General features: G+C 63.6%; 19 protein-coding genes. 11 read left to right on the forward strand and 8 right to left on the reverse strand.

The features are described 5' to 3' along the window. Window positions 1-3: 3 nt before the first annotated feature. A complete protein-coding gene (locus EN990_RS02690) occupies window positions 4-351 on the forward strand; it encodes a hypothetical protein (protein WP_032808338.1) in 348 nt (115 codons plus the stop codon). 86 nt (window positions 352-437) lie between these two features. Here EN990_RS02690 and ggt read toward each other — a convergent pair whose 3' ends face one another. The 3 genes from ggt to EN990_RS02705 form a co-directional block, all read right to left on the reverse strand. Beyond that, window positions 438-2,177 (reverse strand): gamma-glutamyltransferase, encoded by a 1,740-nt coding sequence (gene ggt, locus EN990_RS02695; RefSeq protein ID WP_127365677.1) that lies wholly within the window; start codon window positions 2,175-2,177, stop codon window positions 438-440. A 308-nt stretch (window positions 2,178-2,485) separates the two neighbouring features. Beyond that, window positions 2,486-3,775 (reverse strand): L-rhamnose catabolism isomerase, encoded by a 1,290-nt coding sequence (rhaI, locus tag EN990_RS02700; RefSeq protein WP_127365807.1) that lies wholly within the window; start codon window positions 3,773-3,775, stop codon window positions 2,486-2,488. Window positions 3,776-3,787: 12 nt separating this feature from the next. Next, the gene (locus EN990_RS02705; protein WP_127365808.1) at window positions 3,788-5,890 is read right to left on the reverse strand and encodes a bifunctional rhamnulose-1-phosphate aldolase/short-chain dehydrogenase; all 2,103 of its coding nucleotides are present in this window, start codon (window positions 5,888-5,890) and stop codon (window positions 3,788-3,790) included. A gap of 185 nt (window positions 5,891-6,075) precedes the next feature. On the opposite strand from EN990_RS02705, the gene EN990_RS02710 reads away from it, so the two are divergent. From EN990_RS02710 to EN990_RS02740, 7 genes are all read left to right on the forward strand, one after another. Further along, window positions 6,076-6,885, forward strand: coding sequence for a DeoR/GlpR family DNA-binding transcription regulator (locus EN990_RS02710; protein WP_013533598.1), 810 nt, complete (start codon window positions 6,076-6,078; stop codon window positions 6,883-6,885). Window positions 6,886-6,940: 55 nt separating this feature from the next. After that, complete coding sequence (gene rhaS / locus EN990_RS02715; RefSeq protein ID WP_013533599.1) at window positions 6,941-7,936, forward strand: rhamnose ABC transporter substrate-binding protein; 996 nt, start codon at window positions 6,941-6,943, stop codon at window positions 7,934-7,936. Between the two features lie 84 nt (window positions 7,937-8,020). Beyond that, complete coding sequence (locus tag EN990_RS02720; RefSeq protein ID WP_127368685.1) at window positions 8,021-9,562, forward strand: sugar ABC transporter ATP-binding protein; 1,542 nt, start codon at window positions 8,021-8,023, stop codon at window positions 9,560-9,562. Beyond that, window positions 9,559-10,533, forward strand: a complete 975-nt coding sequence (locus EN990_RS02725; RefSeq protein ID WP_127368686.1) for an ABC transporter permease — start codon at window positions 9,559-9,561, stop codon at window positions 10,531-10,533. The genes EN990_RS02720 and EN990_RS02725 overlap by 4 nt, the downstream gene beginning before the upstream one ends. Continuing rightward, window positions 10,530-11,525: an ABC transporter permease gene (locus EN990_RS02730; protein WP_127368687.1), complete on the forward strand. Its 996-nt coding sequence runs from the start codon at window positions 10,530-10,532 to the stop codon at window positions 11,523-11,525. The genes EN990_RS02725 and EN990_RS02730 overlap by 4 nt, the downstream gene beginning before the upstream one ends. Then, window positions 11,525-11,842: an L-rhamnose mutarotase gene (gene rhaM, locus EN990_RS02735; protein ID WP_127368688.1), complete on the forward strand. Its 318-nt coding sequence runs from the start codon at window positions 11,525-11,527 to the stop codon at window positions 11,840-11,842. Before EN990_RS02730 ends, rhaM begins: the two co-directional genes overlap by 1 nt. Next, window positions 11,839-13,215, forward strand: a complete 1,377-nt coding sequence (locus EN990_RS02740) for an FGGY-family carbohydrate kinase (protein WP_127368689.1) — start codon at window positions 11,839-11,841, stop codon at window positions 13,213-13,215. Before rhaM ends, EN990_RS02740 begins: the two co-directional genes overlap by 4 nt. Here the strand turns inward: EN990_RS02740 and EN990_RS02745 are convergent, their stop codons facing one another. From EN990_RS02745 to galE, 3 genes are all read right to left on the reverse strand, one after another. After that, window positions 13,216-15,042, reverse strand: a complete 1,827-nt coding sequence (locus EN990_RS02745) for an alanine racemase (RefSeq protein ID WP_127384507.1) — start codon at window positions 15,040-15,042, stop codon at window positions 13,216-13,218. It abuts the gene before it with no gap. A 1-nt stretch (window position 15,043) separates the two neighbouring features. Further along, window positions 15,044-16,294 carry a D-amino acid dehydrogenase gene (locus tag EN990_RS02750; RefSeq protein WP_127369916.1) on the reverse strand — a complete coding sequence of 417 codons (1,251 nt, stop codon included), beginning with the start codon at window positions 16,292-16,294 and terminating at the stop codon, window positions 15,044-15,046. Window positions 16,295-16,400: 106 nt separating this feature from the next. Then, entirely contained in the window at window positions 16,401-17,396 is a 996-nt protein-coding gene (gene galE / locus EN990_RS02755; protein ID WP_127369917.1) for a UDP-glucose 4-epimerase GalE, read from the reverse strand. 266 nt (window positions 17,397-17,662) lie between these two features. On the opposite strand from galE, the gene hemA reads away from it, so the two are divergent. Further along, window positions 17,663-18,940: a 5-aminolevulinate synthase gene (gene hemA / locus EN990_RS02760; protein ID WP_127384508.1), complete on the forward strand. Its 1,278-nt coding sequence runs from the start codon at window positions 17,663-17,665 to the stop codon at window positions 18,938-18,940. Between the two features lie 72 nt (window positions 18,941-19,012). Here hemA and EN990_RS02765 read toward each other — a convergent pair whose 3' ends face one another. Both EN990_RS02765 and mscL read right to left on the reverse strand, forming a co-directional pair. Beyond that, window positions 19,013-20,179, reverse strand: coding sequence for a pyridoxal phosphate-dependent aminotransferase (locus EN990_RS02765; protein ID WP_127369353.1), 1,167 nt, complete (start codon window positions 20,177-20,179; stop codon window positions 19,013-19,015). 112 nt (window positions 20,180-20,291) lie between these two features. Beyond that, a complete protein-coding gene (mscL, locus tag EN990_RS02770; RefSeq protein ID WP_013533610.1) occupies window positions 20,292-20,714 on the reverse strand; it encodes a large conductance mechanosensitive channel protein MscL in 423 nt (140 codons plus the stop codon). A 397-nt stretch (window positions 20,715-21,111) separates the two neighbouring features. Between mscL and EN990_RS02775 the strand changes: the two genes are divergently transcribed. Both EN990_RS02775 and EN990_RS02780 read left to right on the forward strand, forming a co-directional pair. Then, the gene (locus EN990_RS02775) at window positions 21,112-21,321 is read left to right on the forward strand and encodes a hypothetical protein (protein WP_024503137.1); all 210 of its coding nucleotides are present in this window, start codon (window positions 21,112-21,114) and stop codon (window positions 21,319-21,321) included. A gap of 208 nt (window positions 21,322-21,529) precedes the next feature. Continuing rightward, window positions 21,530-25,015: a PAS domain-containing hybrid sensor histidine kinase/response regulator gene (locus EN990_RS02780; RefSeq protein ID WP_164753412.1), complete on the forward strand. Its 3,486-nt coding sequence runs from the start codon at window positions 21,530-21,532 to the stop codon at window positions 25,013-25,015. The last annotated feature ends 10 nt before the right edge of the window (window positions 25,016-25,025 follow it).

The following is a 25,025-nucleotide window of genomic DNA, read 5'->3' on the forward strand; positions in this document are numbered from 1 at the left end:
CGAATGATGCGAGAGCCTGCCGGTCAAGACGAATACGGGTCGACGAACCCTTTCGATCCGGACGACCTGCCAACCTTGAACGCAATCGGCCCGAGCATGGGAAGCGGCAACGATTTCGAGAGATATGCCGTTGCCGTGATCATCGTGTTCGGTGCGCTGATCATCGGCGGGCTGATGGCCGCATCGATGGTCTTCGGGCACCGCAACGGCTTCCTCTTCGCGCTTGGCGGCGCCACATCCGCCTGGATCTCCGGAAATGCGCTGCTGCTCGACCGGCCGCGCATCTATGCGCTGTTCGTCGGCATTGCCGCCTTGATGCTGGTTGCGTCCACCCTCACGCTGGTCTTGTGACGGTCAAGTCGGTGTGAGCCGATCCACTTGAGCAGCGGGCGATCAACCCGAATCGCCACGCTGCTCCAAGCTTTTCCTCCGAGCTGTCAGTATCCGAGCGCCTCGCCAGAGGCCGCGCGGCTGTCGATGGCGCCGTTGTAGCGCGCGCCGCCGCCTTTCTCGATTTCCGCCAGGCTCTTGCCGCCGACCAGGATGCCGGCGGCCTGACCCCAGGTCTGGTCGGCGAGATCGAGGTGATATCCCATGCCGGCCAGCAGCTTTTCTGTGTCCGGCGACAGGCCGAACGGCTCGACATACACCTTGTCGGGCAGCCATTGATGGTGGATGCGCGGCGCGTCGATCGCCTCCTGGATGTTCATGCCGTGGTCGATGACATTGACGATCGCTTCCAGCGTGATGGTGATGATGCGGGAGCCGCCGGGGCTGCCGATGACCATGAACGGCTTGCCGTCCTTGGCGACCACGGTCGGGCTCATCGACGACAGCGGCGTCTTCTTCGGCTGGATGGCGTTGGCCTCCCCCTGGACCAGGCCATAGAGGTTGGGCACGCCGGGTTTCTGGGTGAAATCGTCCATTTCGTTGTTGAGCAGGATGCCGGTGCCGTCGGCGACGACGCCGGCTCCAAAGGAACCGTTCAACGTGTAGGTGACCGCTACCGCATTGCCTGCATCGTCGATGATCGAATAATGCGTCGTCTCCTTGCTCTCGCCAAAGCCCTTCGGCATCAAATCCTGCGACACGCCCGCCCGGAACGGGTCGATCTTGTCGCGGATATCCTTGGCATAGGCCTTATCAAGCAGTTTCGAGACCGGGTTGTCGACGAAATCAGGATCGCCAAGCGCTGAATTGCGGTCGACATAGGCGTAGCGCATCGCCTCGACCATGACGTGGACCGTCTCGGCGGAACCTGCGCCGAGATAGGACAGCGGATAGCCCTCCAGGACGTTGAGGATTTCGCAGATGATGATGCCGCCGGAGCTGGGCGGCGGCGAGGAGGTGATCTCGTAGCCGCGATAGGTACAGGTCACGGGCTTGAGCTCACGCACCGCATACTGCTCGAAATCCGGCTTGGCGAGAATGCCGCCCTTGGCGCCGCTCGCCTTGATGATGGCGTCAGCGATGGCGCCTTTATAGAAGGCATCCGTACCCTTTTCGGAAATGGCGGCGAGCGAGGCGGCGAGGTCGGGCTGAACCAGCCGCTCGCCGATGCCATAGGGCTTGCCGTCGGGTTTCAGGAATATGGCGGCGGCCGCGGGGTCCTTCGCCAGCCTGTCGGCACTGCCGGCAAACGAGGCAGCGTCGCCCTGATTGAGGATGAACCCGTCCTTGGCGTAGCCGATTGCCGGCGCCATCAGATCCTGGCGGGACAATTTGCCGTATTTTTCACGGGCCATCTCGAAGCCAGCCACAGAGCCCGGTACGCCGACGGCGAGATAGCCGTCGAGGCTGGCGCCCTTCGCCGGGTTGCCGTCCTTGTCGAGATACATGGTTTTTGTCGCCGCCAGCGGCGCCCGCTCGCGGAAATCGAGAAAGGTCGATTTGCCGTCCTTGAAGCGGATGGTCATGAAGCCGCCGCCGCCGATATTGCCGGCATTGGGGTAGACGACGGCGAGCGCATAGCCGACGGCAACCGCCGCGTCGACAGCATTGCCGCCCTTCTTCAACACCTCGATGCCGACTTCGGACGCCAGATGCTGGGCCGTCACCACCATGCCGTGCTCGCCCTTGGCCGGCGCCGGCGAGGCGGCGAAGACACTCGTCAACGGCGCCAGGACAAAGGTGATGGAAAGACTGGCGGCGATCAGTGTCCGACGGTTGAGAGGCATGGCGGTTCTCCGGGCGGGGGGATGCCTAGAAGACCGTGTTGGACGGATCGAGTCCACTAACAATTAAGGGAGCACGAGAAAGAGCCCCCTCACCCGGATTGCCAACCGAATTGCGAAGGGCAATTCGGGGCAATCCGACCTCTCCCCGAGGGGAGAGGAGGTGTCAGCGCTGACGCCAGTCTCTTCTCCCTGCGGGGGTGAGGCGTGGTCCGCGCAGCGGGCGAAAAGCCAACTGCTTGGCTTTTCGAACAACGAACGCCCGGAGGGCGGTGGCCGCAAAGCGGCCGGATGAGGGGGCCGGCTCGGCCTCAGACAATGCCCCCCGAACCGCCAGCGACTGCAGGGCGTTCCGCTGCAACCTTGGCGCGGTAACCCGCCGCTCGATAGGCGGCGACCGGGTCGATGGCGCCGCCGGTCTTCAGCCGCGCCATGGCGAGGATCGGCTCGACATCGGTGCGGTAGGCCGCTTTCAGCGTCTGCGTCGCCATCAGCGCGTCATTGCTATCCTGAAAATCTTCCAACGCCTTGCGGTCGACCAGCAGCGCCTGCGCATAGGCGCGCTGCACCTCGACCGCCGATAGCATCAGGCTTTCGATCGGATCGGTGACGTTGTGGCTCTGGTCGAGCATGTGGGCCGGGTCGAACCCCTCGGCGCCGGAAAGTTCGGCGTCGACCAGTTCGTTGAAGACGAGAAACAGCCGGTAAGGATCGATCGAACCGGCGTCGAGATCGTCGTCGCCATATTTCGAATCGTTGAAGTGGAAGCCGCCGAGTTTTTTGAACTGGATCAGCCGCGACACGATCATCTCGATGTTGACGTTTGGGGCATGGTGGCCGAGGTCGACGAGACAGAACGCCTTGTCGCCCAGCTCCTGCGCGATCATGTAGTTGGTGCCCCAGTCCTGCACGACGGTGGAATAGAAGGCCGGCTCGTACATCTTGTGCTCGCTGAACAGCTTCCAGTCGGCGGGCAGTCCGGCGTAGACCTCTTTCATGGCGTCGAGATAGCGCTCGAATGCCTTGGCGAAATTGACCTGGCCGGGAAAGTTCGAACCGTCGCCGATCCACACCGTCAGCGCCTTGGAGCCGAGCGTCTTGCCGATCTCGATGCATTCGAGATTGTGCTCGACCGCTTGCCGGCGCGTGCCGGCGTCGGCATGCGACAGCGAGCCGAATTTGTAGGAGAGCTTCTGGTCCTTGGCGTCGGAAAAGGTGTTGGAGTTCATGGCGTCGAAGCCGAGGCCAAAGCGCGAGGCCGCTTGCTTCAGCCGGTTCGGATCGGCCTTGTCCCACGGAATGTGCAGGGAAACGGTCGGCGTCGCCTGCGTCAATTGCTGGATGACGGCGCAATCCTCGATCTTGTCGAAGATGTCGCGTGGCTCGCCGGCACCGGGAAAGCGGGCAAAACGCGTGCCGCCGGTGCCGACGCCCCAGGACGGGATCGCCACCGCGAATTTCTCGACCTTGTCTCTGACAGCGTCGATGGCGATGCCGCGACGGTCGAGCCGCTCGCCGAGCGAGGCATAGTCGCGCTCGAGGTTGGCCTTGCGCGCGGCGTTGTCCTTGTCGACGAGGCCGGCGGAGATGATGTGTTCCATCGTCCCCTCCGCTCAGCGCGTGAACGACTGGGCGTTGCCCGCGTCGACATTGATGATGTTGCCGGTCGACTTGGCCGACATGTCGGACGCCAGGAAATAGATCGCCTCTGCGATGTCTTCCGGGAAGACCGAGCGCTTCAGCATCGAACGCGAGCGATAGTGCTCCTCCAGATCGTCGGTCGACATCTTGTAGGCGGCGGCGCGCTGTTCCTTCCACTCGCCGGTCCAGATCTTCGAGCCGCGCAGCACCGCGTCCGGGTTGACGACATTGACCCTGATCTGCGCCTCCGCGCCCTCCAGCGCCAGGCAGCGGGCGAGATGGATCTCGGCAGCCTTGGCGGTGCAATAGGCGGCGGCGTTCGGCGATGCGGCAAGGCCGTTCTTGGAGGCGACGAAGACGACGTTGCCGCCAATCTTCTGCGCGCGGAACAGCCGGAACGCTTCCCGCGAGACCAGGAAATAACCGGTCGACAGGATGTCCATGTTCTTGTTCCACAGCGCCAGCGTCGTCTCCTCGATCGGCGCCGAGGAGGCCAGCCCTGCATTCGATACCAGAATGTCGATGCCGCCGAACTCGACCGCTGTCTCGGCAAAGCCCGAAATGACCTGCTCCTCCGAGGTGACATTGATCAGCACCGGCCGCACGAAGTCCCTGCCGTAGACTTTCGCCAGTTCGTCATTGGTGCTGGCGAGTGCCGCCTCATCGATGTCGGCCAGCACCACGCAGGCGCCTTCGCGCAGCAGGCGGTTGGCCGTGGCGCGGCCGATGCCGCCGGCGCCACCCGTGACCAGGGCGATCTGGCCGGCAAGCGACTTCGGCTTCGGCATACGCTGCAGCTTCAGGTCTTCGAGCAGCCAGTACTCGATGTCGAAGGCTTCCTGTGCAGGCAGGCCGACATAAGACGACACGGTGGAGGCGCCGCGCATGACGTTGATGGCGTTGACATAGAATTCGCCCGAGATGCGCGCCGTCGCCTTGTCGCCGGCGAAGGTGAACATGCCGACGCCGGGCATCAGGTAGACGACGGCATTGGGATCGCGGATGGCGGGCGAGTCCGGATGCTTGCAGCTGTCGTAATAGGCCTGGTAGCCAACGCGATATTCGGCGATGTCGTCGGCAAGACGCGCGATGACGGCATCGACATCGGGTTTTGCCGGATCGAACTCGATGACCAGCGGGCGGATCTTGGTGCGCAGGAAATGGTCAGGGCACGACGTGCCAAGTGCCGCCAGCGGGCGCAGATCCCTGGAGTTGACGAATTCGAGCACAGCAGTGGAATCGTCGAAATGGCCTGTTTTGTGGCTCCTTTCCGAGATCAGGCCGCGAATCCTCGGCATCAGTTTGGCCGCGATGGCACGGCGCTCAGTGGCGTCGAGCGACTTGGCCGCTTCACCGCCGAAGATAGCGACACCCTCGGAGCGGCGCTCGAACCATTCGATCGCCTGGTTGATCACTGAGATCGTCGTCTCGTAGCATTCCCTGGGGGTGTCGCCCCAGGTGAACAGGCCGTGGCTTTCCAGGATGACGCCCTTGGCGGCTGGGTGTTCGAGGCAGAATTTCTCCAGCCACAGGCCAAGTTCGAAGCCAGGGCGCTTCCACGGCAGCCAGCCGATGGCCTCGCCGAAGATTTCTTTCGTCAGCGCCTTCGAATCCTTCGCCGCGGCAATGGCGATGATGGCATCGGGATGCATGTGGTCGACAAAGGGCTTCGGCACGTAGGCATGCAGCGGCGTGTCGATCGAAGCCGCACGCGGATTGAGGTTGAAGGTGCAGTGCGGCAGGAAGCCGACCATCTCGTCTTCGTGCTCGACGCCGCGATAGAGGCCTTTGAGCGCGCGCAGCTTGTCCATGTAGAGCGTGGCAAAGCCGTCCAGCTTGATCGAGGCGCTGTCGCCGCCCGATCCCTTGACCCACAGCACTTCGACATCCTCGCCGGTAAGCGGGTCTTTCTGCCAGATCTTCGACGACGTGTTGCCGCCGCCATAGTTGGTGACCCGCTTGTCGGAACCAAGTGTGTTCGAACGGTAGACCAGAAGTTCCGGCCCGCTCATGGCGTGAGCCTTGGCCTCGTCCCACAGATTGGCGAGGCGCGCGCCGGTGCGCTTGTCGAGCATAAGAAATCCTCCCGAAGGCACGCAGAAGGCGCGGCCATTTGGCCCCGAATTTCCACGGAAGCGGTCGGCTTGTCAATCACAAACGATCAATATCGATCATATTGCACTGCACAATGAAATTATATGATCGGAAATGATTGACACTGCGCGTTTTGGGTGCCTAGATGCCCGGGCAGGGAGGAACCATGCACGAAAAAGAGCGCCACAGGATCATTCTGTCCGCCGTCCAGGAAAAGCCTGTGGTGACGGTGCAGGAGATGGTCGACCTGACGGAGTCCTCCGAGGCGACGATCCGGCGCGATATCGCGGCTCTCCACGTCCAGAAGCGCCTGCGCCGCGTGCGCGGCGGCGCCGAGGCAATCTCGCCGCCGCAGTTCATCGGGCTGGCCGGCCGGCCCTTTTCCGTCAACGAAACCATCAACGCCTCGCAGAAGCGGGCGATTGCGCGTGAAGCGGTCGAGCTGTGCAACGACGGCGAACCGATCATCATCAATGGCGGCACCACCACCTTCCAGATGGTGCATTTCCTGACCGGCCGCCGCATGCCGATCTTCACCAATTCGTTCCCCATCGCCGAGCACCTGCTCAAGCACTCCAAGAATACGGTGATGCTGTCGGGCGGCACCATTTATCGCGAGCAGAACATCATCCTGTCGCCCTTCGACAACGACGTGACGCGCAATTTCTATGCGCGCCGCATGTTCATGGGTGCGCAGGGTCTGGGGCCGCTCGGCCTGATGGAGGGCGATCCGCTCTTGATCCAGGCGGAGCAGAAACTGATCGACCAGGCCGACGAGTTGGTGGTGCTGGTCGATTCCTCGAAATTCCGCAAACGCTCCAGCCTCATCCTGTGCGGCCTGTCGCGCATCGCCACCGTCATCACCGATGACGGCATCGAGGATCGTGAAGCCAAGATGCTGGAGACCGCCGGCGTGACGCTGATCGTCGCCCGCACATCCGCAACCAACAAGGAAGAATCTTCACTGCAGGCCTGAGGCCAACTCGCGCTCGCAGCGGCGATGGAATGCAACGCTCAAGGGAGGAAATTCGATGAGCTTCTTGAAGAAATTGATGGTGACGGCTGCATTCTCAGCCGCCATGTTCGTGAATGCAGCCTACGCCGAAAACGTCAAGATCGCGCTGGTGGTGAAGTCGCTCGGCAACGGCTTCTTCGATGCCGCCAACAAGGGCGCCGAAGAGGCGGCCAAGGAACTTGGCGATGTCGACATCATCTACACCGGCCCGACCAAGGCGACCGCCGAAGCGCAGATCGAAGTGGTCAATTCGCTGATCGCGCAGAAGGTCAACGCCATCGCCATTTCGGCCAATGACGCCGACGCTCTGGTGCCGGTGCTGAAGAAGGCCATGGAACGCGGCATCACCGTCATCTCGTGGGATTCGGGCGTCGCCAAGGAAGGTCGCCAGCTTCACCTCAACCCGTCCGACACCGGCCTGATCGGCGAGACCATCATCAAGCTCGCCGCCGACCACCTGCCGGAAGGCGGCGAGGTCGCCATCCTGTCGGCCTCCTCGACCGCGACCAACCAGAACGCCTGGATCGACGCGGCCAAGAAGATCCTGCCGGAGAAGTTCCCCAAGATCAAACTCGTCGCCACCGTCTACGGCGATGACGATTCGGCCAAGAGCACCGACGAAGCCAAGGGCCTGTTGAAGTCCTATCCGAACCTGAAGGCGATCATCGCGCCGACCACCGTCGGCGTCGTTGCCGCCGCCCAGGTCGTCACCGACGAGAACCTGATCGGCAAGGTCAATGTCACCGGTCTCGCACTGCCGTCCGAGTTCAAGAAGTTCATCGACAACGGTTCCAGCCAGGCGGTTGCGCTGTGGAACCCGATCGACCTCGGCTACTCGGCCGTCTACCTCGCCCATGATCTGGCGGTGAAGAAGGAAGAGGCCAAGCCCGGCGCCACGCTGTCGATCGGCCGCGTCGGCAAGGTCACGCTCGACGACACCAACTCGGCTGCAATGGCTCCGCCCTTCCAGTTCGACAAGTCGAACATCGAAAAGTTCTCCAAGATCTATTGATCTGGAGTTCTCTAGAGCTGACGCGGCGGGGCTCACGTCCCGCCGCGGCTTTAAACGAACCTTGTTTCAGGGCTTGATACGACTATGGACACGACAGCCCAACACGGCGCGGTGAAGGAGCGGCCTCCGGCCCCGGCTCCACGCTTGACGCTGTCCGGCATCTCCAAGAGCTTTCCCGGCGTGCGCGCGTTGCACAATGTCAGCCTGTCGCTCTATCCGGGCCAGGTGACGGCGCTGATCGGCGAGAACGGCGCCGGCAAGTCGACGCTGGTCAAGATCATGACCGGCATCTACCAGCCCGACGGGGGCACGATCAGCATAGACGGCCACGCCGTCACCCTGCCCAGCGCGCATGCCGCCTTCGGCCATGGCGTCACCGCCATCCACCAGGAAACCGTGCTGTTCGACGATCTGAGCGTGGCCGAAAACATCTTTCTCGGCCACGCGCCACGCACGCGTTTCGGCACCATCGACTGGCGCACGATGCGCAAGAACGCGCGCGAAGTGCTGGACACCATGCATGCCGACCATATCGACGCCGACGCGCGGCTGAAGGACCTTGGCATCGCCAACAAGCATCTGGTCGCGGTTGCGCGTGCCATGTCGATCGACGCGCAGATCGTCATCATGGACGAGCCGACCGCCGCGCTTTCCATGAAGGAGATCGAGGAGCTCTTTTTGCTGATCGAATTCCTCAAGAGCGATGGCAAGGCGATCCTGTTCATCAGCCACAAGTTCGACGAGATCTACCGTATCGCCGACCGCTACACGGTGTTCCGCGATGGCGAGATGGTCGGCGAAGGCCTGATCAAGGATGCCGGCCAGAGCCAGATCGTGCGCCTGATGGTCGGCCGCGCGGTCGATCACATCTTCCCGCAGCGCAAGGCCGAGATCGGCGCACCGGTGCTCTCCGTTTCCGGCCTGTCGCATCCGACCGAATTCAACGATATCGGCTTCGAACTGCACAAGGGCGAGATCCTCGGCTTTTACGGCCTTGTCGGCGCCGGCCGCAGCGAGGTGATGCAGGCGATATCGGGCATCACCCGCACCTCAGCCGGCACGATCACGCTGGAAGGCAAGACGATCGCGCCGAAATCGGCTGCGGATTCGATCGATGCCGGCATCGTCTACGTACCGGAAGAACGCGGCAAGCAAGGCGTGGTGATCGGCCTGCCGATCTTCCAGAACGTCTCGCTGCCTTCGCTCAAGCGCACGTCGAAGTCCGGCCTGCTGCGGCTGTCGGAGGAGTTCGATCTGGCCCGCTCCTACACCGAGCGACTCGACCTCAGGGCCTCTTCGCTCAGCCAGGATGTCGGCACACTGTCGGGCGGCAACCAGCAGAAGATCGTCATCGCCAAATGGCTGGCGACGTCGCCCAAGGTGATCATCCTGGACGAGCCGACCAAGGGCATCGACATCGGCTCGAAGGCCGCCGTGCACGGCTTCATGGCCGAGTTGGTGGCGCAAGGCCTGTCGGTGATCATGGTGTCGTCCGAGCTGCCCGAAATCCTCGGCATGTCCGACCGTGTCGTGGTCATGCGCGAGGGGCTTGTCGCGGCGGTCTACGACAACAAGGAGCTGGACGCCGAGACGCTGGTTCGGACGGCAGCAGGGATCGCGGCATGAAGGCTTTCCTCAAATACCGCGAAATCTGGCTGGCTGCTGCCATCATCGTCTTGATCGGGCTGATCTCGACGCGTTTTCCGGCCTTCGCCGATCCGGCCAATCTGCGCCAGGTGTTCAACGACACCTCGATCCTGATGATCCTGGCGCTTGGCCAGATGGTGGTCATCCTGACCCGGTCGATCGACCTGTCGATGGCGTCCAATCTCTGCTTCACCGGCATGGTGGTGGCGATGCTGAACGCCGCGCATCCGGCAATCCCGATCCCGCTGCTGATCGTCATCGCACTACTGGTCGGCCTGGTGCTCGGCGCCATCAACGGCCTTTTGGTCTGGCGGCTGAACATTCCCTCGATCGTGGTGACTTTGGGCACACTGACCATCTATCGCGGCGCCACCTTCGTCCTGTCCGGCGGTGCCTGGGTCAATGCCGACAAGATGAGCCCGGAGTTCATCGGCTTCCAGCGCGCGGCCTTCCTCGGCATTCCGGTGCTGTCGTGGATCGCCATCCTGGTCATTGCGCTGTTCTTCGTTGTGATGACACGCACCGCGCTCGGCCGCTCGATCTACGCGATCGGCGTCAACCCGACGGCGTCCGTCTATGCCGGCATCGATGTCGGCCGGACGAAATTCATCGTCTTCTGCATCTCCGGCATGATTGGCGGCCTGTCAGGCTATCTCTGGATCTCGCGCTACGTGATCGCCTCGGTCGAGGTCGCCAATGGCTATGAGCTCAACATCATCGCCGCCTGCGTCATCGGCGGCATCTCGATCGCCGGCGGCATCGGCTCGGTCGGCGGCGCGGTATTAGGCGCACTGTTCCTCGGCATCATCTCCAATGCGCTGCCGGTCATCAACATCTCGCCTTTCTGGCAGATGGCGATTTCGGGCAGCGCAATCATTCTGGCCGTCGTGCTCAATGCGCGCGGCGAGCGCCAGCAAGGCCGCATCATCCTCAGAAAGGTGGAGGCGTGACCGACATCCCTGCCCCGCGCCACATTCCCGACCGGCTCGACAAGCCGCTGCGTTCGGCGATCTTTTCCTGGGAAGCGCTGCTGGTCGTGGTGGCCGTCGCCATCTTCGCCATCAACAGCTTCGCCTCGCCCTATTTCCTCGACCCGTACTCGCTGTCCGATCTGACCTTCAATTTCACCGAGAAGGGCCTGATCGCCTTCGCCATGGCGCTGCTGATCATCTCGGGCGAGATCGATCTGTCGGTGGCCGCCATCATTGCGCTGGCGTCGACCATGATGGGCATGGCGGTGCAGGCCGGCGCCGGCACGCCCGTGCTGGTGCTGATCGGCATCGTCGTCGGGTTAGGCTGCGGCGCCTTCAACGGGCTGCTGGTGACAAGGCTCGGCCTGCCCTCGATCGTCGTCACCATCGGCACGATGAGCCTGTTTCGCGGCATCGCCTTCATCATCCTCGGCGACCAGGCCTACAAAGGCTATCCCTCAAGCTTCGCCTTCTTCGGCCAGGGCTATGTCTGGTGGGTGGTGTCGTTCGAGCTGGTGCTGTTCCTGATCGCGGCTGTCGTCTACTGGTTCCTCTTGCACCGCACGAGTTTCGGCCGACGCGTCTTCGCCATCGGCAACAATCCGGTCGCTGCGCAATTTTCCGGCGTGCGCGTCGGCCGCACCAAGTTCATCCTGTTTTGCCTGACCGGGCTGATGTCGGGCATCGCCTCGGTGCTGATCACCTCGCGCCTCGGTTCGACGCGGCCCTCGATCGCACAAGGCTACGAGCTGGAAGTCATCACCATGGTGGTGCTCGGCGGCGTCAGTATCCTCGGTGGCGCCGGCAGCATTCTTGGGGTCGTCCTGGCCGCCTTCATCATGGGGCTGGTGACCTTCGGACTTGGCCTGCTCAATGTGCCGGGCATCGTCATGTCGATCTTCATCGGCCTGCTGCTGATCATCGTCATTGCCTTGCCGATCGTCTGGCGGCGGCTGCGCGGAGGGCGTTGATGGCCAAGAAATACGCGTTCAAGATGAAGCTGAAGCCCGGCATGAAGGCAGAGTACAAGAAGCGCCATGACGAGATCTGGCCGTCGCTGGTCGCGCTACTGAAGCAGGCCGGCGTCTCCGATTATTCCATCCATCTCGACGAGGAGACCAATATCCTGTTCGGTGTGCTGTGGCGGCAAGACGACCACCGCATGGACGAATTGCCCGGACATTCGGTGATGCAGCGCTGGTGGGCCCACATGGCCGACATCATGGAGACCAGGCTGGACAACGAGCCGGTGGCCGTGAAGCTGGAAACAATGTTCCACATGGCATGAGTGCGATGCGTCACATCGCCGTCATCGACATCGGCAAGACCAACGCCAAGGTGGCGCTGGTCGACCTCGCCACGTTGAGCGAGGTGGCGCTGCGCCGCATGGCGAATGCGCCGGTGCGGCAGGCGCCTTACCCACATCACGATGTCAAGGCACTGTGGGCATTCATCCTCGAAAGCCTTGCCGGCCTCAACCGCGAACAGCGCATCGACGCCATTTCGATCACCACCCATGGCGCGACCGGCGTGCTGGTCGACGCGGCGGGTGAACTGGTGCTGCCGGTGCTCGACTATGAGTTCGACGGCCCCGACGGGATGGCCGAGGATTACGACGCGATCCGCCCGCCTTTTGCCGAGACCGGCACGCCGCGCCTGCCGCTCGGCCTCAATCTCGGAGCACAATTCTTCTGGCAGCAGAAGAGCTTCCCGGCGGAATTCGCCAGGGCCGCGGCGCTGCTGATGTACCCGCAATACTGGGCCTTGCGCCTGACCGGCATCGCCGCCAACGAGGTCACCTCGCTCGGCTGCCACACCGACCTGTGGAACCCGTGGACAGCGGATTTTTCATCCCTGGTCGAGAGGCTGGAGTGGCGAAGCCTGATGGCGCCGGTGCGGCCGGCCAGCGATCGCCTCGGCCCGATCCTGCCCACCGTTGCTGTGCGAACCGGACTGGATCCGCACACGCCGGTGTTCTGCGGCCTGCATGATTCCAACGCCTCGCTGCTGCCGCATCTTCTCTCCGACAAGCCGCCTTTCTCCGTCGTCTCGACCGGCACCTGGGTGGTATCGATGGCGGTCGGCGGCAAACAGATTGCGCTGGATGCCGCGCGCGACACGCTGGTCAATGTCAACGCGCTCGGTGATCCCGTTCCCTCGGCGCGCTTCATGGGCGGCCGCGAGTTTTCGGTGCTGACAAAGGATCAGCCGGAGCCGTGGACCGAGGATGATGTCGGCGCCGTGCTGGCGCGAAAGATGCTGCTGCTGCCGTCGACCCAGCAAGGTTCGGGGCCGTTCCCGCACCATGCCGCGGCATGGCTCAACGCCGACGGCATCAACAAAGGCCAGCGCTTTGCCGCCATCTCATTCTATCTGGCTCTGATGACGGCGACCTGCCTCGACTTGATCGGTGCCGACGGGCCGACCACGGTCGAAGGCCCCTTTGCCCGCAACCGGCTCTTTGTCGGCATGCTGGCGGCAGCCACGGCGCGCGCCGTGGTTGCGTCGGAGGCCGCCACCGGCACCAGCATCGGCGCGGCGCTGCTGGCATCCGATCAACTGATGGCACAGGGCAAGGGCGAAAGAATAGAACGGCCTATAGACCCAGCCTGGGTCGACTATGTCAGCGCATGGCGGGCGGCAGTGGAAGTGCAGGGCTGATCAGAGAATCCGTTTGCCGAAGGCAGACATGACGAAATTGACCGCATCGGTGCCGATCCGCGGCTCCAGATCCGCGGTCAGGCCCGACACATCCATCGACAGCAGCCCGCCGGAGAGCGCGATCGCCTCCATCGCCTGATGCGTCTCGCGCACGGTCAGCCCACCGGAGCCCGCCGCCCAGCCGGCGAATTCGGTCACTGTAGGCGAGTAGCTGACATGAAAGCCTTGCGTGCCTGATGTGGCGATACGGATCGCTTCATGCATCAGGTCGCGCATGCCCATGGCGTCGATATCGGTCATGGTGAAGGCCGACACGCGTGAGTCCTTCAGCACGCGCGCTTCGGCCGGATCGGCGTGGCGCAGGCCGACGATGACGACATTCTCCGGCGACAGCTGCGGCTGCAGCGCGCCCGCCTTGTGGTCGAGGCCGAGGGTGCGCGCCAGGACCGAACCTTCCGGCAGGTCGATGCCGTCCTCGTCCTCGGGCATCAGGGCGGCGATGGAATCGATCCAGATCAGGCCGCAGGAATGCGTGGCTCGCGCCGTCGCGGTCAGCGCCTTGTGCGCGACGCGACGATCGGCGCCGGCGGTCAGCCGGACCAGTCCCGATGGCGGCCGCTCGATATCGGCCAATTCGACGACGTCGAAATTCATCGCCTCCAGCCGCGCCCCCGTGCCCTCCCGGGCCAGGATCCCGGCGGCCCCCGGTTCGGCGGAGATCGACACCATCTTGCGGCCGGAAAAATCCTCGACGTCGTGCATCGGGGCCTTCTCGACATATTCCGAGGTCATTGCCAAAAGCATGGCGCCATAGCTCATGCGGAAGGCGACGCGGTCGCCGACGGCCAGCGGCGGGTCGGCATCGGCGACGTCCAAAAGCAGATGGTCGCTGGAGGCGCCCAGCACCCGGATCCCCCTGGCAATCGGCGTCAGCCCCTCGACCAGCACGTCCTCGCGGCCGATATTGGCGATGGCGCGCAGCCTGTCGCCTTCGTCGGGGAAGACCGGCTGGTTGCCGAAGGCGTCGTAGCCCGATTGGCCGATCGGCCGTGACGGCTTGAGCTTGACCTCGATGATGTCGCTGGTCAGCCGGCAGGCATCGGGCTCGAGCTCGGCCCATGGCACATCGCGGAAGGTTTCGACGCCACCTTGCAGGATCGCCTCGCCGACGCGCAGATTGTTGATGCCGGCCGGAAGCCTGCCTTCGAGCAGCAGCGGCAGCGACGACGAGGCGCCGCCGGAAATCACGTCGAGGCTTTTGCCGGACAGGCGCTCGGTCTTGTAGGCATGGGCGACGAGCTGCCCAAGGTTTTCCGGCGTCGGCATGATGGCGCCGAAGCAGCCGAGATTGGTGCCGATGCCGGCGATGCGCACGCCCTTGAACTGCAGGATCTGCTCAACCGTGGGGATCAGGTCGTTCGGCCAGATGCCTTCGCGGAGATCGCCGAGATCGATCATCAGCATGATGTCGTGGACGCGGCCCATGCGCTCGGCGATGCGCGAAATTTCGCGGATGGTGGCGAGTTCCGATTGCAGGCTGATGTCGACGGTGCGCACCACCTCCTCGACCCGCGCCATCGGCGGGCTGCGCAGCAGCATGATCGGTGCGTTGATGCCGCTGTCGCGCAGCCGGCGGATGTTCTCGAAACGCGATTCGGCGATGCCGGCGACGCCGCCGCGCAGCATGGCGCGTGCCACTTGCGGCATGCCGCAAGTGCCCTTGGTGACGCCGAACACTTTTATGCCCGACAGCGCGCAGCGCTCGACGATGGTGCGCGCGTTGCGCTCGATGCGGCCAAGGTCGATGGCGACTTGCGGTCCCGACATCCTAGCCCCCGTAAACCAGCCCCTGCGGGTCGATCTCCGGCCTGCGGCCGGAAACGAGGTCGGCAAGGAATTTCCCCGAGCCGCAGGCCATGGTCCAGCCGACATGGCCGTGGCCGGTGTCGAGATAGAGATTCTTGTAGCGCGCCTGGCCGATGACCGGCACCGAGTTGGGCATCATCGGGCGCAGGCCCGCCCAGAACACAGCCTTCTTCTCGTCGAAGGCACCCGGGAAAAGATCTTTGCCGGTGCTGATGATCGTCTTGAAATCGGCGGGCTTGAAAGTGCGGTCGAAGCCGGTGAATTCGGCCGTCGAGGACATCCGCAACCGGTTGCCCAGCCTGGAATAGCCGATCAGCCGGTCCTCGTCGGCGCCGCCCATGGTCGGTCCCCTGCTTTCGTCCTCCAGGGGAATCGTCGCGGTATAGCCTTTTACCGGATAGACGGGCAGGTCGATGCCGTAACGGCGCCCGAGCAGGCCGCTTTCCGGCCCCATCGAGATGACAACCGCATCGCCGGCGACCGGGCCGGCCGAAGTCATCACCGCGCGCACCCGGTCGCCCTCGATGTCGAGGCCTTCGACTGTCGTGCCGAACAGGAATTTGACGCCGAGCTTCTCGGCCGCATAGGCGGCCAGCCTGTCGACAAACTGCTTGGAATCTCCGGTCTGGTCGGTTGGCGAATAGACGCCGCCGGCAATCTTGTCCTTGACGCCGGCAAGGCCCGGTTCCAGCTCGACCAGCCGGTCGCGGCCGACGATTTCGATCGGCAGGCCGTGCTTGGCAAGATAACGGTAATTGTCGGTGCCGGTGTCGAGGCTCTTTTGCGAGCGGAAGAAATAGAGAATGCCCTTCTTGCGCTCGTCGTAATGGATGCCGGTCGCTTCCGAAAGCGCATTGATGCAGTCGCGCGAATAGAGCGCGAGCCTGAGCTTGATGTCGGTGTTGGCGCGCAGGCGCGCCACCGTGCACTGGCGCAGGAAACGCAGGCTCCAGGCGAGGAAATAGGGATCAAGGCGCAGCCTGACCTTGATGCCGAGATCATGGTTGTAGAGCCCGCGCAGGAAGGTCTTCAAAGCCGCCGGCGAGGCCCAGGCGGTGGCGTCACCCGGTGACACCAGGCCGGCATTGGACTGGCTGGTGCCTTGTGCCGCCGCCGGATGGCGCTCGATCACCGTCACCTCATGGCCGTCGCTGGCCAGATAATAGGCGGCCGCCGTACCGACGACACCGGCCCCGAGCACCGTTATTTTCATGCCATTCCCCCAAGATCTCCTCGCGGCGCCGCGCCTCCGCGCCTTGCCGCGAACGCCTTCAATAGCGCTTCGCTGCCCGGCTTGCGAGCCCTTGGGAGAACCCGGCTCAGCCGCGCGCGGAGTTCTTGCCGGTCAGGATGCGCTCCCAGGCGAGCGCGTCGGCGACGATCTGGTCGAGATCGTCGCGTTGCGGGGTCCAGCCGAGCTCGGCGCGGGCGAGATCCGAATTGGCAACCACCGCCGCGGCATCGCCAGGGCGACGGTCGCCCATCTTCACCTCGAAATCACGGCCAAAGGCACGGCGCACGCTGTCGATGACCTCCAGCACCGAATAGCCATGGCTGTAGCCGCAATTGGCGACGAGGCTCTGTCCCCCGGCACGCAGCCGCTGCAGGGCCAGGCGATGCGCCGCCGCCAGGTCGCTGACATGGATGTAGTCGCGCATGCAGGTGCCGTCCGGCGTCGGATAATCGGTGCCGAACACCTGCATGAACGGCCGCTTGCCGAGTGCCGTCTCGCAGGCGACCTTGATCAGATGGGTTGCGCCCGGCGTCGACTGGCCGGTGCGGCCCTTCGGGTCGGCGCCGGCGACGTTGAAGTAGCGCAGCGCCGTATAGCGCAGGCCATGCGCGATCGACGCGTCGCGCAGCATCCACTCACTCATCAGCTTGGACAGGCCATAGGGCGATTCCGGCGCCAGGCGGGCGTCCTCGCGCACCGGCTCCAGCCCGGCGCCGCCGTAGACGGCGGCGGTCGAGGAAAAGATGAAATTGGGCACGCCTTCGCGCACCGCGGTTTCGATCAGCGTGCGCGTCTTCGAGGTGTTGTTCTCATAATAGCTGAGCGGGTCGGCGACCGATTCCGGAACCACGATCGAGCCGGCGAAATGAATGATCGCGTCGACCTTGTTCTCCCTGATGACCGCGCCAACCAATTCCTTGTCGGCGACATCGCCGACGACCAGCTTGGCCTCCGGCGCCACCGCCCATTCGAAACCGGTGGAAAGACGGTCGAGAACGACCACGCTTTCGCCGGCATCCAGCAGCTCCCAGACCATATGGCTGCCGATGTAACCGGCGCCGCCTGTCACCAAAACTGTCATCCGCGTCCTCGCTTATCCAAGATTTATCGGAAACTGTCTCAACCCCGCTCTACTGGAAAGCCCGCCGCATGGCCATTGGACCCCTGGTAACCGGCATTGCCGGCCAGTGGCATTGTCCTGAAACAAAGTTCATCCACATCAAGGGAATAGGCCACGATCCGCGGTCGTTAGGAACAGGTCCGGGGCGTGGCATTTTGACCAAAAAGGCCAGGTGGACGACCAACAGGCCAATGATTATGATCCCGCGCAAAAATTGGGAAGTCGACATGAACTATCAGCGGTTCTTCGAGGAAGCGATCGACCAGCTCCATGCCGAGCGTCGCTACCGCGTTTTCGCCGACCTCGAGCGGATCGCGGGCAAGTTCCCGCGCGCCATCTGGCGTTCCAATGGCCGCGCCGAGGAAATCACCGTCTGGTGCTCCAACGACTATCTCGGCATGGGCCAGCATCCCGACGTCATCGCCGCGTTCCAGAATACCGCTGGCAAGATGGGTTCGGGCGCCGGCGGCACCCGCAACATTTCCGGCACCTCGAACCCGCTGGTAGAGCTCGAGCTGGAGCTTGCCGACCTGCACGACAAGGAAGCGGCACTGGTCTTCACCTCCGGTTTCGTCTCCAACGAAGCCTCGATCTCGACCATCGCGAAGCTTTTGCCCAACTGCCTGATCATCTCGGACGAATTGAACCACGCCTCGATGATCGAAGGCGTGCGGCGTTCCGGCGCCGAAAAGAAGATCTTCCGCCACAATGACGTGGCGCATCTGGAAAGCCTTTTGCAGGCGGCGGGGCGCGAACGCGCCAAGCTGATCGTCTTCGAAAGCGTCTATTCGATGGATGGGGACATCGCGCCGATCAAAGAGATCGTCGAACTCGCCGAGCGCTACAACGCCATGACCTATATCGACGAGGTCCATGCCGTCGGTATGTACGGGCCGCGCGGCGGCGGCATCACCGAGCGCGAAGGCCTGGCCGACCGCATCGACATCATCGAAGGCACGCTGGCCAAGGCATTCGGCACGCTGGGCGGCTACATCACCGGCACCAGCGCTGTGATCGACGCCGTGCGCTCCTATGCGCCGGGCTTCATCTTCACCACGGCACTGCCGCCGGCGATCGCTGCCGCCGCGACCGCGTCGATCCGCCATCTCAAGCGCTCGCAGGCCGAGCGCGACGCCCAGCAGCAGCAGGCCGCGAGAACCAAACACATCCTGTCGGCCGCCGGCCTGCCGGTGATGGATTCGCCGACGCACATCGTGCCGCTGCTGGTCGGCGATCCCGAGGCCTGCAAGATGGCCAGCGACCGCCTGCTCGGCGTGCACGGCATCTACATCCAGCCGATCAACTACCCGACCGTGCCGCGCGGTACGGAGCGGCTGCGCATCACGCCGACGCCGTTCCATTCCGATGCGCTGATCGCCGAATTGCAGGATGCGCTGGTCGAGACCTGGGATGCGCTCGGCATCCCCTACGGCTCCGCCGGTCGGCCTTCGGTGGCCAAGAGCGACCGCATCATTCCATTGCTGGTGCCCAAGTCAGGCGGCTGATGCCGTTTGGAACTCTACTCCGGCGGCCATCTGGCTCGCCGGAGCGATTTCAATTCGGGCTTCGTCAGCGGCTCAGGCGTTCTTCATCCACTTCGCCAGCCGGTGTGCCGCTTCCTCGATCTGGTCGAGACGGCGGTGGAAGCACAGCCGCAAAAACGCCTCACCGCCGGGGCCGAAAGCGGTGCCTGGCGCCAGGCCGACATTGGCCTTGTCGACGATGTCGAAGGCAGCGGTGCGTGAATCGGTGATGCCCTCGACGGTGAAAAACAGATAGAACGCGCCCTGCGGCACCGTAAACCCAGCGCGGCCGGTGGCGCCGAGGATGCCGCAGACAAGGTCGCGCGCCTTGCGCGCCCGCTCCACCTGTTCGGCGACGAAGGCGTCGCCCTCGTCAAGGGCGGCGACCGCACCGCGCTGCATGAACTGGGCGACGCCGGAGCTCGAATACTGGATCAGGTTCTCGAACACCTGCTGCAAGCTCGGATGCGTCTTGATCCAGCCGACGCGCCAGCCGGTCATCGCCCAGTTCTTGGAAAAGGAGTTGACGTACAGGATACGGTCTTCCGCCGACGCTATGTCGAGGAAGGACGGCGCGCGGCCGTGGCCATAGTGGAACAGTGAATAGATCTCGTCGGCGATGATCCAGAGGTTTTTCGCGCGCGCCAGAGCGAGGATCGCCTGCAAGGTCTCGTGATCGGCGGTCCAGCCGGTCGGATTCGACGGCGTGTTAATGAACAGCGCCTTTGTGCGCGGCGTGATCGAAGCGGCGATCTTCTCGATGTCGCAGGACCAGCCATTGCCGGAATGATCGAGCGTGACCGCGACTGGGACGGCTCCCGCTATCCCTGCTGCGGCATCGAAATTCGGCCAGGCCGGCGACAGGTAGACCACCTCGTCGCCGGCGCCGGCGAGCGCGTCGAGCGCCAGCTGGATGGCATGCATGCCGGAGCCGGTGACGATGAATTCTTCCTCCGGGAAATTCTTGCCGAAATGCCTGGCATAGTAACGGGAGAGTGCCTGCCTGAGATCGGGGATGCCCCTTTGCCAGGTGTAGAATGTCTCGCCGCCGGCCAGCGCCTTCGACGCGGCATCGGTGATGAAGGCTGGCGTCGGCAGGTCGCCTTCGCCGGCCCAGAGCGGAATCATGCCTTCGCGCAGGCGGCCGTAATTGACGACGGCGACAATGCCACTTTCGGGTGCCGCACGGGCCTCGGTGCGCAAGCTGTCGATCAGGGTCATGGGCGGATCCGTTTTTGGTCTGCGGTTTTCGTCAGCGGTCCTTACCAGATGCGAAAACAGAAAACCCCGGCCGCCAACGACCGGGGTTTTGGTCCAGCAATGCTGCCCGTGGTCAGCGCCTGGCGAGCAGATCGCGAATTTCGGTGAGCAGCGCGACGTCGGCTGGCGGCGGAGCCGCCGGTGCAGCGGGCTTCTCGCGCTCAAGCCGCTTGCGCATGTTGTTCACCGCCTTGACCATCAGGAAAATGATGAAAGCGAGGATAAGGAAGTTCAACGCGACAGTGATGAAGCTGCCGTAGGCAAAGACCGCGCCTTGCTTCTTGGCGTCGGCCAGCGAGGTGGCGTTGACGGCCGAGGAGAGGCCAAGGAAATAATTGTTGAAGTCCAAGCCGCCGAAAATCGCGCCGACGATCGGCATGATGATATCGTTAACAAGGGAATCGACGATCTTGCCGAAGGCCGCGCCGATGATGACGCCGACCGCAAGGTCCATCACATTGCCCTTGGAAATAAATTCCTGGAATTCTTTCAGCATTCGACCCTCCTTGTCGTGACTGGCCGAGCTGCCGTTTCCGTCCTTGCGGCATCGACCTGAGGCAACATAACAAAAACCTCCTGACGCAACATGGGTAAAAGGGAGAAAACAACCGCTTTCTCCTTACCTTACGGCACTTTGGGCGGCAGCTCTGCCGAATTTGACGCGTTGCGTACAAGGGCGTGAAATTTCATCCCCGCGATGCAAATCGACACAGATGCCGCCGAATCACTGCAAAACGACCACGCTGGACCAGATTGCCGCCGAGCACGGCATGGGCCCCTGGTTGTTGACGCGAGCGATCAATCGCTCTTTGCAAGGTTTCCCGCATTGACGGCACGGCAAAGCCAGCATTGAATTTCTGGAAATTATAGGCGTTTTCGCCTATAATGTTCTCATGAACATGCTCGAAACCATCAGCATTGATGTTTATCCGTGGGCGGCTCCAACAAAGGAGCAGCGCGCTTGGTTTGACGCGCTTTCGCCCGACGAGAAGCGGAAAGCGATTCAGGCGGCGATCAACGAAGGTTTTGAGAGCCCGGTCAGCGAAAAGTCGATCGACGACATTATTCGGGAAGCGCGTGCCGAACTCCCGCATGCGCCATAGGATAACGCATCGCCCCGAACGCGATCTGAAAGACATTTACCGACACACCTTCGAAAACCACGGCGCTCAGCGGCGATCTTCACCATAACGACACCGACGCGCCGCCCTGATAGCCGTCCTGCACAGCTCTGCAATGGACTCGGACGCCAAGCTGTGGTTGCGTCCGGGCAAGCCGGATAGAAAGACGGCAGAGGAGGAAAGTCCAAGCGTGCAGGGCTTGTTCATCGTCATCATCGCGGTCGCCTATGTGACGCTGCTGTTTGCCATCGCCAGCCTCGGCGACCGCCGCTCGGCCATCTCCGAGCCGAGCCGGGGGCGGCCTTTCATCTATGCGCTCAGCCTCGCGATCTACTGCACATCCTGGACTTTCTTCGGCTCGGTCGGTCTCTCTTCCGAACGCGGCCTCGAATTCCTCGGCATCTATACGGGCCCGGTGCTCGTCTTCGTCTTCGGCTTCCCGCTGCTCAACCGTATCGTGCGGCTGGCCAAGACCGAGAAGATCACCTCGATCGCGGATTTCCTCGGCGCACGCTACGGCAAGAGTTTCACCGTCGCGGCGATCGCCACGCTGATCGCCACCATCGGCGCGGTGCCCTATATCGCGCTGCAGTTGAAGGCGATATCCGGTTCGGTCAGCCTGATGGTCGAGCACTATACGGGATCGCCGCCTTCGTTCGATCCCTTCGTCAGCGACATCTCGCTGGTCGTCGCCATGCTGTTGGCGCTGTTCGCGGTGCTGTTTGGAACCCGTCACGCCGACGCCACCGAACACCAGGACGGGCTGGTGCTGGCGGTGGCGGTCGAAACCGTCGTCAAGCTCGCCGCCTTCCTGGCGATCGGCCTGATGGTCACCTTCCTGATCTTCGGCGGCCCAGGCGACATGTTCGACAAGCTCGCCGAGAACGCGCAGGTCCGGCAGGCGATGAGCTACAACACCTCGCTCGCCACCTGGCTGGTGCTGACGTGCCTCAGCGGCTTTGCCATCATCATGCTGCCGCGGCAGTTCTACGTCACCATCGTCGAAAACCGCGGCGAGGCCGAACTGCGCACCGCGACATGGGTGTTCCCGCTCTACCTCGTGGCGATCAACCTGTTCGTGCTGCCGATCGCCTTCGCCGGCCTGTCGCTGGTCGGCGCCGGAACCAGCAGCGATCTCTATGTGCTGTCGCTGCCCCTGTTCAGCGGCCATGATGTGCTGGCGATGGCGGCTTTCATCGGCGGCCTGTCGGCGGCGACGGCGATGGTGATCGTCGAAAGCGTGGCGCTGTCGATCATGATCTCCAACGATCTCGTCATTCCGCTGTTCGTGCGCCGCCTGCTCAAGACCTCGACCTCCGAGACCGAGGATTGGTCGACGCTGATCCTCAATGTGCGGCGCGGGGCGATCTTCATCCTGTTGTTCATCGCCTTCCTCTACTACCGCGAGAGCACCAACAGCGCGCGCCTGTCGTCGATCGGCCTGATGTCGTTCGCGGCCATCGCCCAGTTCGCCCCCGCCCTGATCGGCGGGCTGATCTGGCGCGGCGCCAACGGCCGGGGTGCGGCACTCGGCATGGTCGCCGGCATCCTCGTATGGGGCTACACACTGCTCCTGCCGTCGCTTGCCGCGGCCGATACCGGCATCATCGTGCACGGGCTGTTCGGCTTCGAGGCGCTGCGGCCGCAGGCCCTGTTCGGCACCGTCGCCGAACCGCTGAACCACGGCGTGTTATGGAGCCTGTCGATCAATGCGGTGTTTTTCGTGCTCGGCTCGCTGTCGCGCGCGTCGGTGCCGCTGGAACGCATCCAGGCGTCGATCTTCGTGCCGCGCGATGCCGGCCCGATGCCCAGCCTGCGCCGTTTCCGCACCGCCATCACCGTCAACGACCTGAAGGACACGATCGGGCGCTATCTCGGCGTCGAGCGCACCGAGCGCTCCTTCCAGTCGTTCGAAAAGACCAACGGAGCCTCTCTGCACGGCAACGAGCAGGCGAGCATGGACGTCATCCGCTTTTCCGAGCAGCTGCTGGCCAGCGCCGTCGGCTCCTCCTCGGCACGACTGATCCTGTCGCTGCTGTTTCGGCGCCACGACCGCGAATCCCGAGATGCCTTCCGCTTGCTCGACGACGCCACCGAGGCGCTGCAGCACAACCGCGACCTCTTGCAGATCGCGCTCGACCAGATGGAACAGGGCATCACCGTCTTCGACCGGGATTTCCGCCTGATCTGCTGGAACCGCCAGTACCGGGCACTGTTCGACCTGCCCGACGAGATGGGCCAGGTCGGCGTCTCGCTCGACCGCATCCTGCGCCATCTCGCCGAGCGCGGCGACATCCCTGCCGATCAGCGTGTGGCCATGCTCAACCGGCTGACCAGCTTCGTCAGCCCATGGCAGATGGAGCTGAAAACCTCGGGCCGCATCCTGGAACTGCGTTCCAACCCGATGCCGGACGGCGGCATCGTCGCCACCTATGCCGACATTTCCGGTCGCGTCGAGCAGGACCTGGCACTGAAGCGTGCCAATGAATCGCTGGAGCAGCGCGTCAAGACGCGCACCATCGAACTGACCCGGGTCAATGAGGAACTGGCGCAGGCACAGATGCTGGCCGAGGAGGCCAATCTCGGCAAGACGCGCTTCCTCGCCGCCGCCGGCCACGACATCCTGCAGCCGCTGAACGCCGCCCGGCTCTATTGCTCCTCGCTGATCGAGAAGGCCGGCAAGGGACCTGCCGGCAAGGCGGCCGTGAACATCGAATCCTCGCTGGAATCGGTCGAGACGATTCTCGGCGCCGTGCTCGACATCTCCCGCCTCGATGCCGGCGCGATGAAGCCGGATGACACCGCCTTCAACCTCGACGGATTGCTGCGCCAGATCGGCAACGACTTCCGCCCGCTCGCGGCCGAAAAGAAGCTCGAGCTGACCATCATGCCGTCATCGTTGACGGTGACGACGGACCGCAATTTGCTGCGCCGCCTGATCCAGAATCTCGTCTCCAACGCCATCAAATACACGCGCCACGGCCGCGTCCTGGTTGGCGTCAGGCGGCGCGGCGAATTGGCCGAGATCCAGGTGATCGACACCGGCATCGGCATCGCCGGCGACAAGCTGAACACCGTCTTTCGCGAATTCACCCGGCTCGACGAGGGCGCGCGCGAGGCCGAGGGCCTCGGTCTCGGCCTCTCCATCGTCGACCGCATCGCCCGGGTGTTGCGCCTGGAGATCCGCATCTTTTCCAGTCCGGGCAAGGGCACGCGATTCTCCGTTATCCTGCCCGTCGCGGCCGTGCAGGCACGACGCGAGATCGAAGCCAGGGCTCCCGCCCGCGCGACGGCCTCGCTGGCCGGTCTGCACGTGCTGTGCATCGACAACGACGCCCGCATCCTCGAAGGCATGCGGCTCCTGCTCGAAGGCTGGGGTTGCAACGTCGACACCGCGTCCGGTTCAAAGGATCTGGAGACCGCGAAGATACACCGCCCGGACATCGTCCTTGCCGACTACCATCTCGACGGCGAAACCGGCCTCGAACTCGTCGTCAGGCTGCGTGCGATCCATGGCGACACCCTGCCGGCCGTGCTGGTCACCGCCGACCGCTCCAACGAGGTGCGCACGGCCGCCGGCGGGCTCGAGATTGCGGTGATCAACAAACCGCTCAAACCAGCGGTACTGCGCTCGATGATGGCCAGGGTCAGGCCGCTGGCGCCGGCGGCGGAATAGGGGTCTAACC

This window comes from Mesorhizobium sp. M7A.F.Ca.US.005.03.1.1, assembly GCF_003997975.1.
Lineage (GTDB): Bacteria > Pseudomonadota > Alphaproteobacteria > Rhizobiales > Rhizobiaceae > Mesorhizobium > Mesorhizobium ciceri.

What these genes read in the sequence shown, in the direction of transcription:
- EN990_RS02710 (WP_013533598.1), top strand. Translation starts at nt 6,076, where the DNA reads ATGCACGAAAAAGAGCGCCACAGGATCATTCTGTCCGCCGTCCAGGAA.
- rhaS (WP_013533599.1), top strand. Translation starts at nt 6,941, where the DNA reads ATGAGCTTCTTGAAGAAATTGATGGTGACGGCTGCATTCTCAGCCGCC.
- rhaI (WP_127365807.1), bottom strand. Translation starts at nt 3,775, where the DNA reads ATGGAACACATCATCTCCGCCGGCCTCGTCGACAAGGACAACGCCGCG.
- EN990_RS02740 (WP_127368689.1), top strand. Translation starts at nt 11,839, where the DNA reads ATGAGTGCGATGCGTCACATCGCCGTCATCGACATCGGCAAGACCAAC.
- hemA (WP_127384508.1), top strand. Translation starts at nt 17,663, where the DNA reads ATGAACTATCAGCGGTTCTTCGAGGAAGCGATCGACCAGCTCCATGCC.
- galE (WP_127369917.1), bottom strand. Translation starts at nt 17,396, where the DNA reads ATGACAGTTTTGGTGACAGGCGGCGCCGGTTACATCGGCAGCCATATG.
- EN990_RS02765 (WP_127369353.1), bottom strand. Translation starts at nt 20,179, where the DNA reads ATGACCCTGATCGACAGCTTGCGCACCGAGGCCCGTGCGGCACCCGAA.
- EN990_RS02725 (WP_127368686.1), top strand. Translation starts at nt 9,559, where the DNA reads ATGAAGGCTTTCCTCAAATACCGCGAAATCTGGCTGGCTGCTGCCATC.
- EN990_RS02750 (WP_127369916.1), bottom strand. Translation starts at nt 16,294, where the DNA reads ATGAAAATAACGGTGCTCGGGGCCGGTGTCGTCGGTACGGCGGCCGCC.
- EN990_RS02745 (WP_127384507.1), bottom strand. Translation starts at nt 15,042, where the DNA reads ATGTCGGGACCGCAAGTCGCCATCGACCTTGGCCGCATCGAGCGCAAC.
- rhaM (WP_127368688.1), top strand. Translation starts at nt 11,525, where the DNA reads ATGGCCAAGAAATACGCGTTCAAGATGAAGCTGAAGCCCGGCATGAAG.
- EN990_RS02705 (WP_127365808.1), bottom strand. Translation starts at nt 5,890, where the DNA reads ATGCTCGACAAGCGCACCGGCGCGCGCCTCGCCAATCTGTGGGACGAG.
- EN990_RS02690 (WP_032808338.1), top strand. Translation starts at nt 4, where the DNA reads ATGATGCGAGAGCCTGCCGGTCAAGACGAATACGGGTCGACGAACCCT.
- ggt (WP_127365677.1), bottom strand. Translation starts at nt 2,177, where the DNA reads ATGCCTCTCAACCGTCGGACACTGATCGCCGCCAGTCTTTCCATCACC.
- EN990_RS02775 (WP_024503137.1), top strand. Translation starts at nt 21,112, where the DNA reads ATGAACATGCTCGAAACCATCAGCATTGATGTTTATCCGTGGGCGGCT.
- EN990_RS02720 (WP_127368685.1), top strand. Translation starts at nt 8,021, where the DNA reads ATGGACACGACAGCCCAACACGGCGCGGTGAAGGAGCGGCCTCCGGCC.
- mscL (WP_013533610.1), bottom strand. Translation starts at nt 20,714, where the DNA reads ATGCTGAAAGAATTCCAGGAATTTATTTCCAAGGGCAATGTGATGGAC.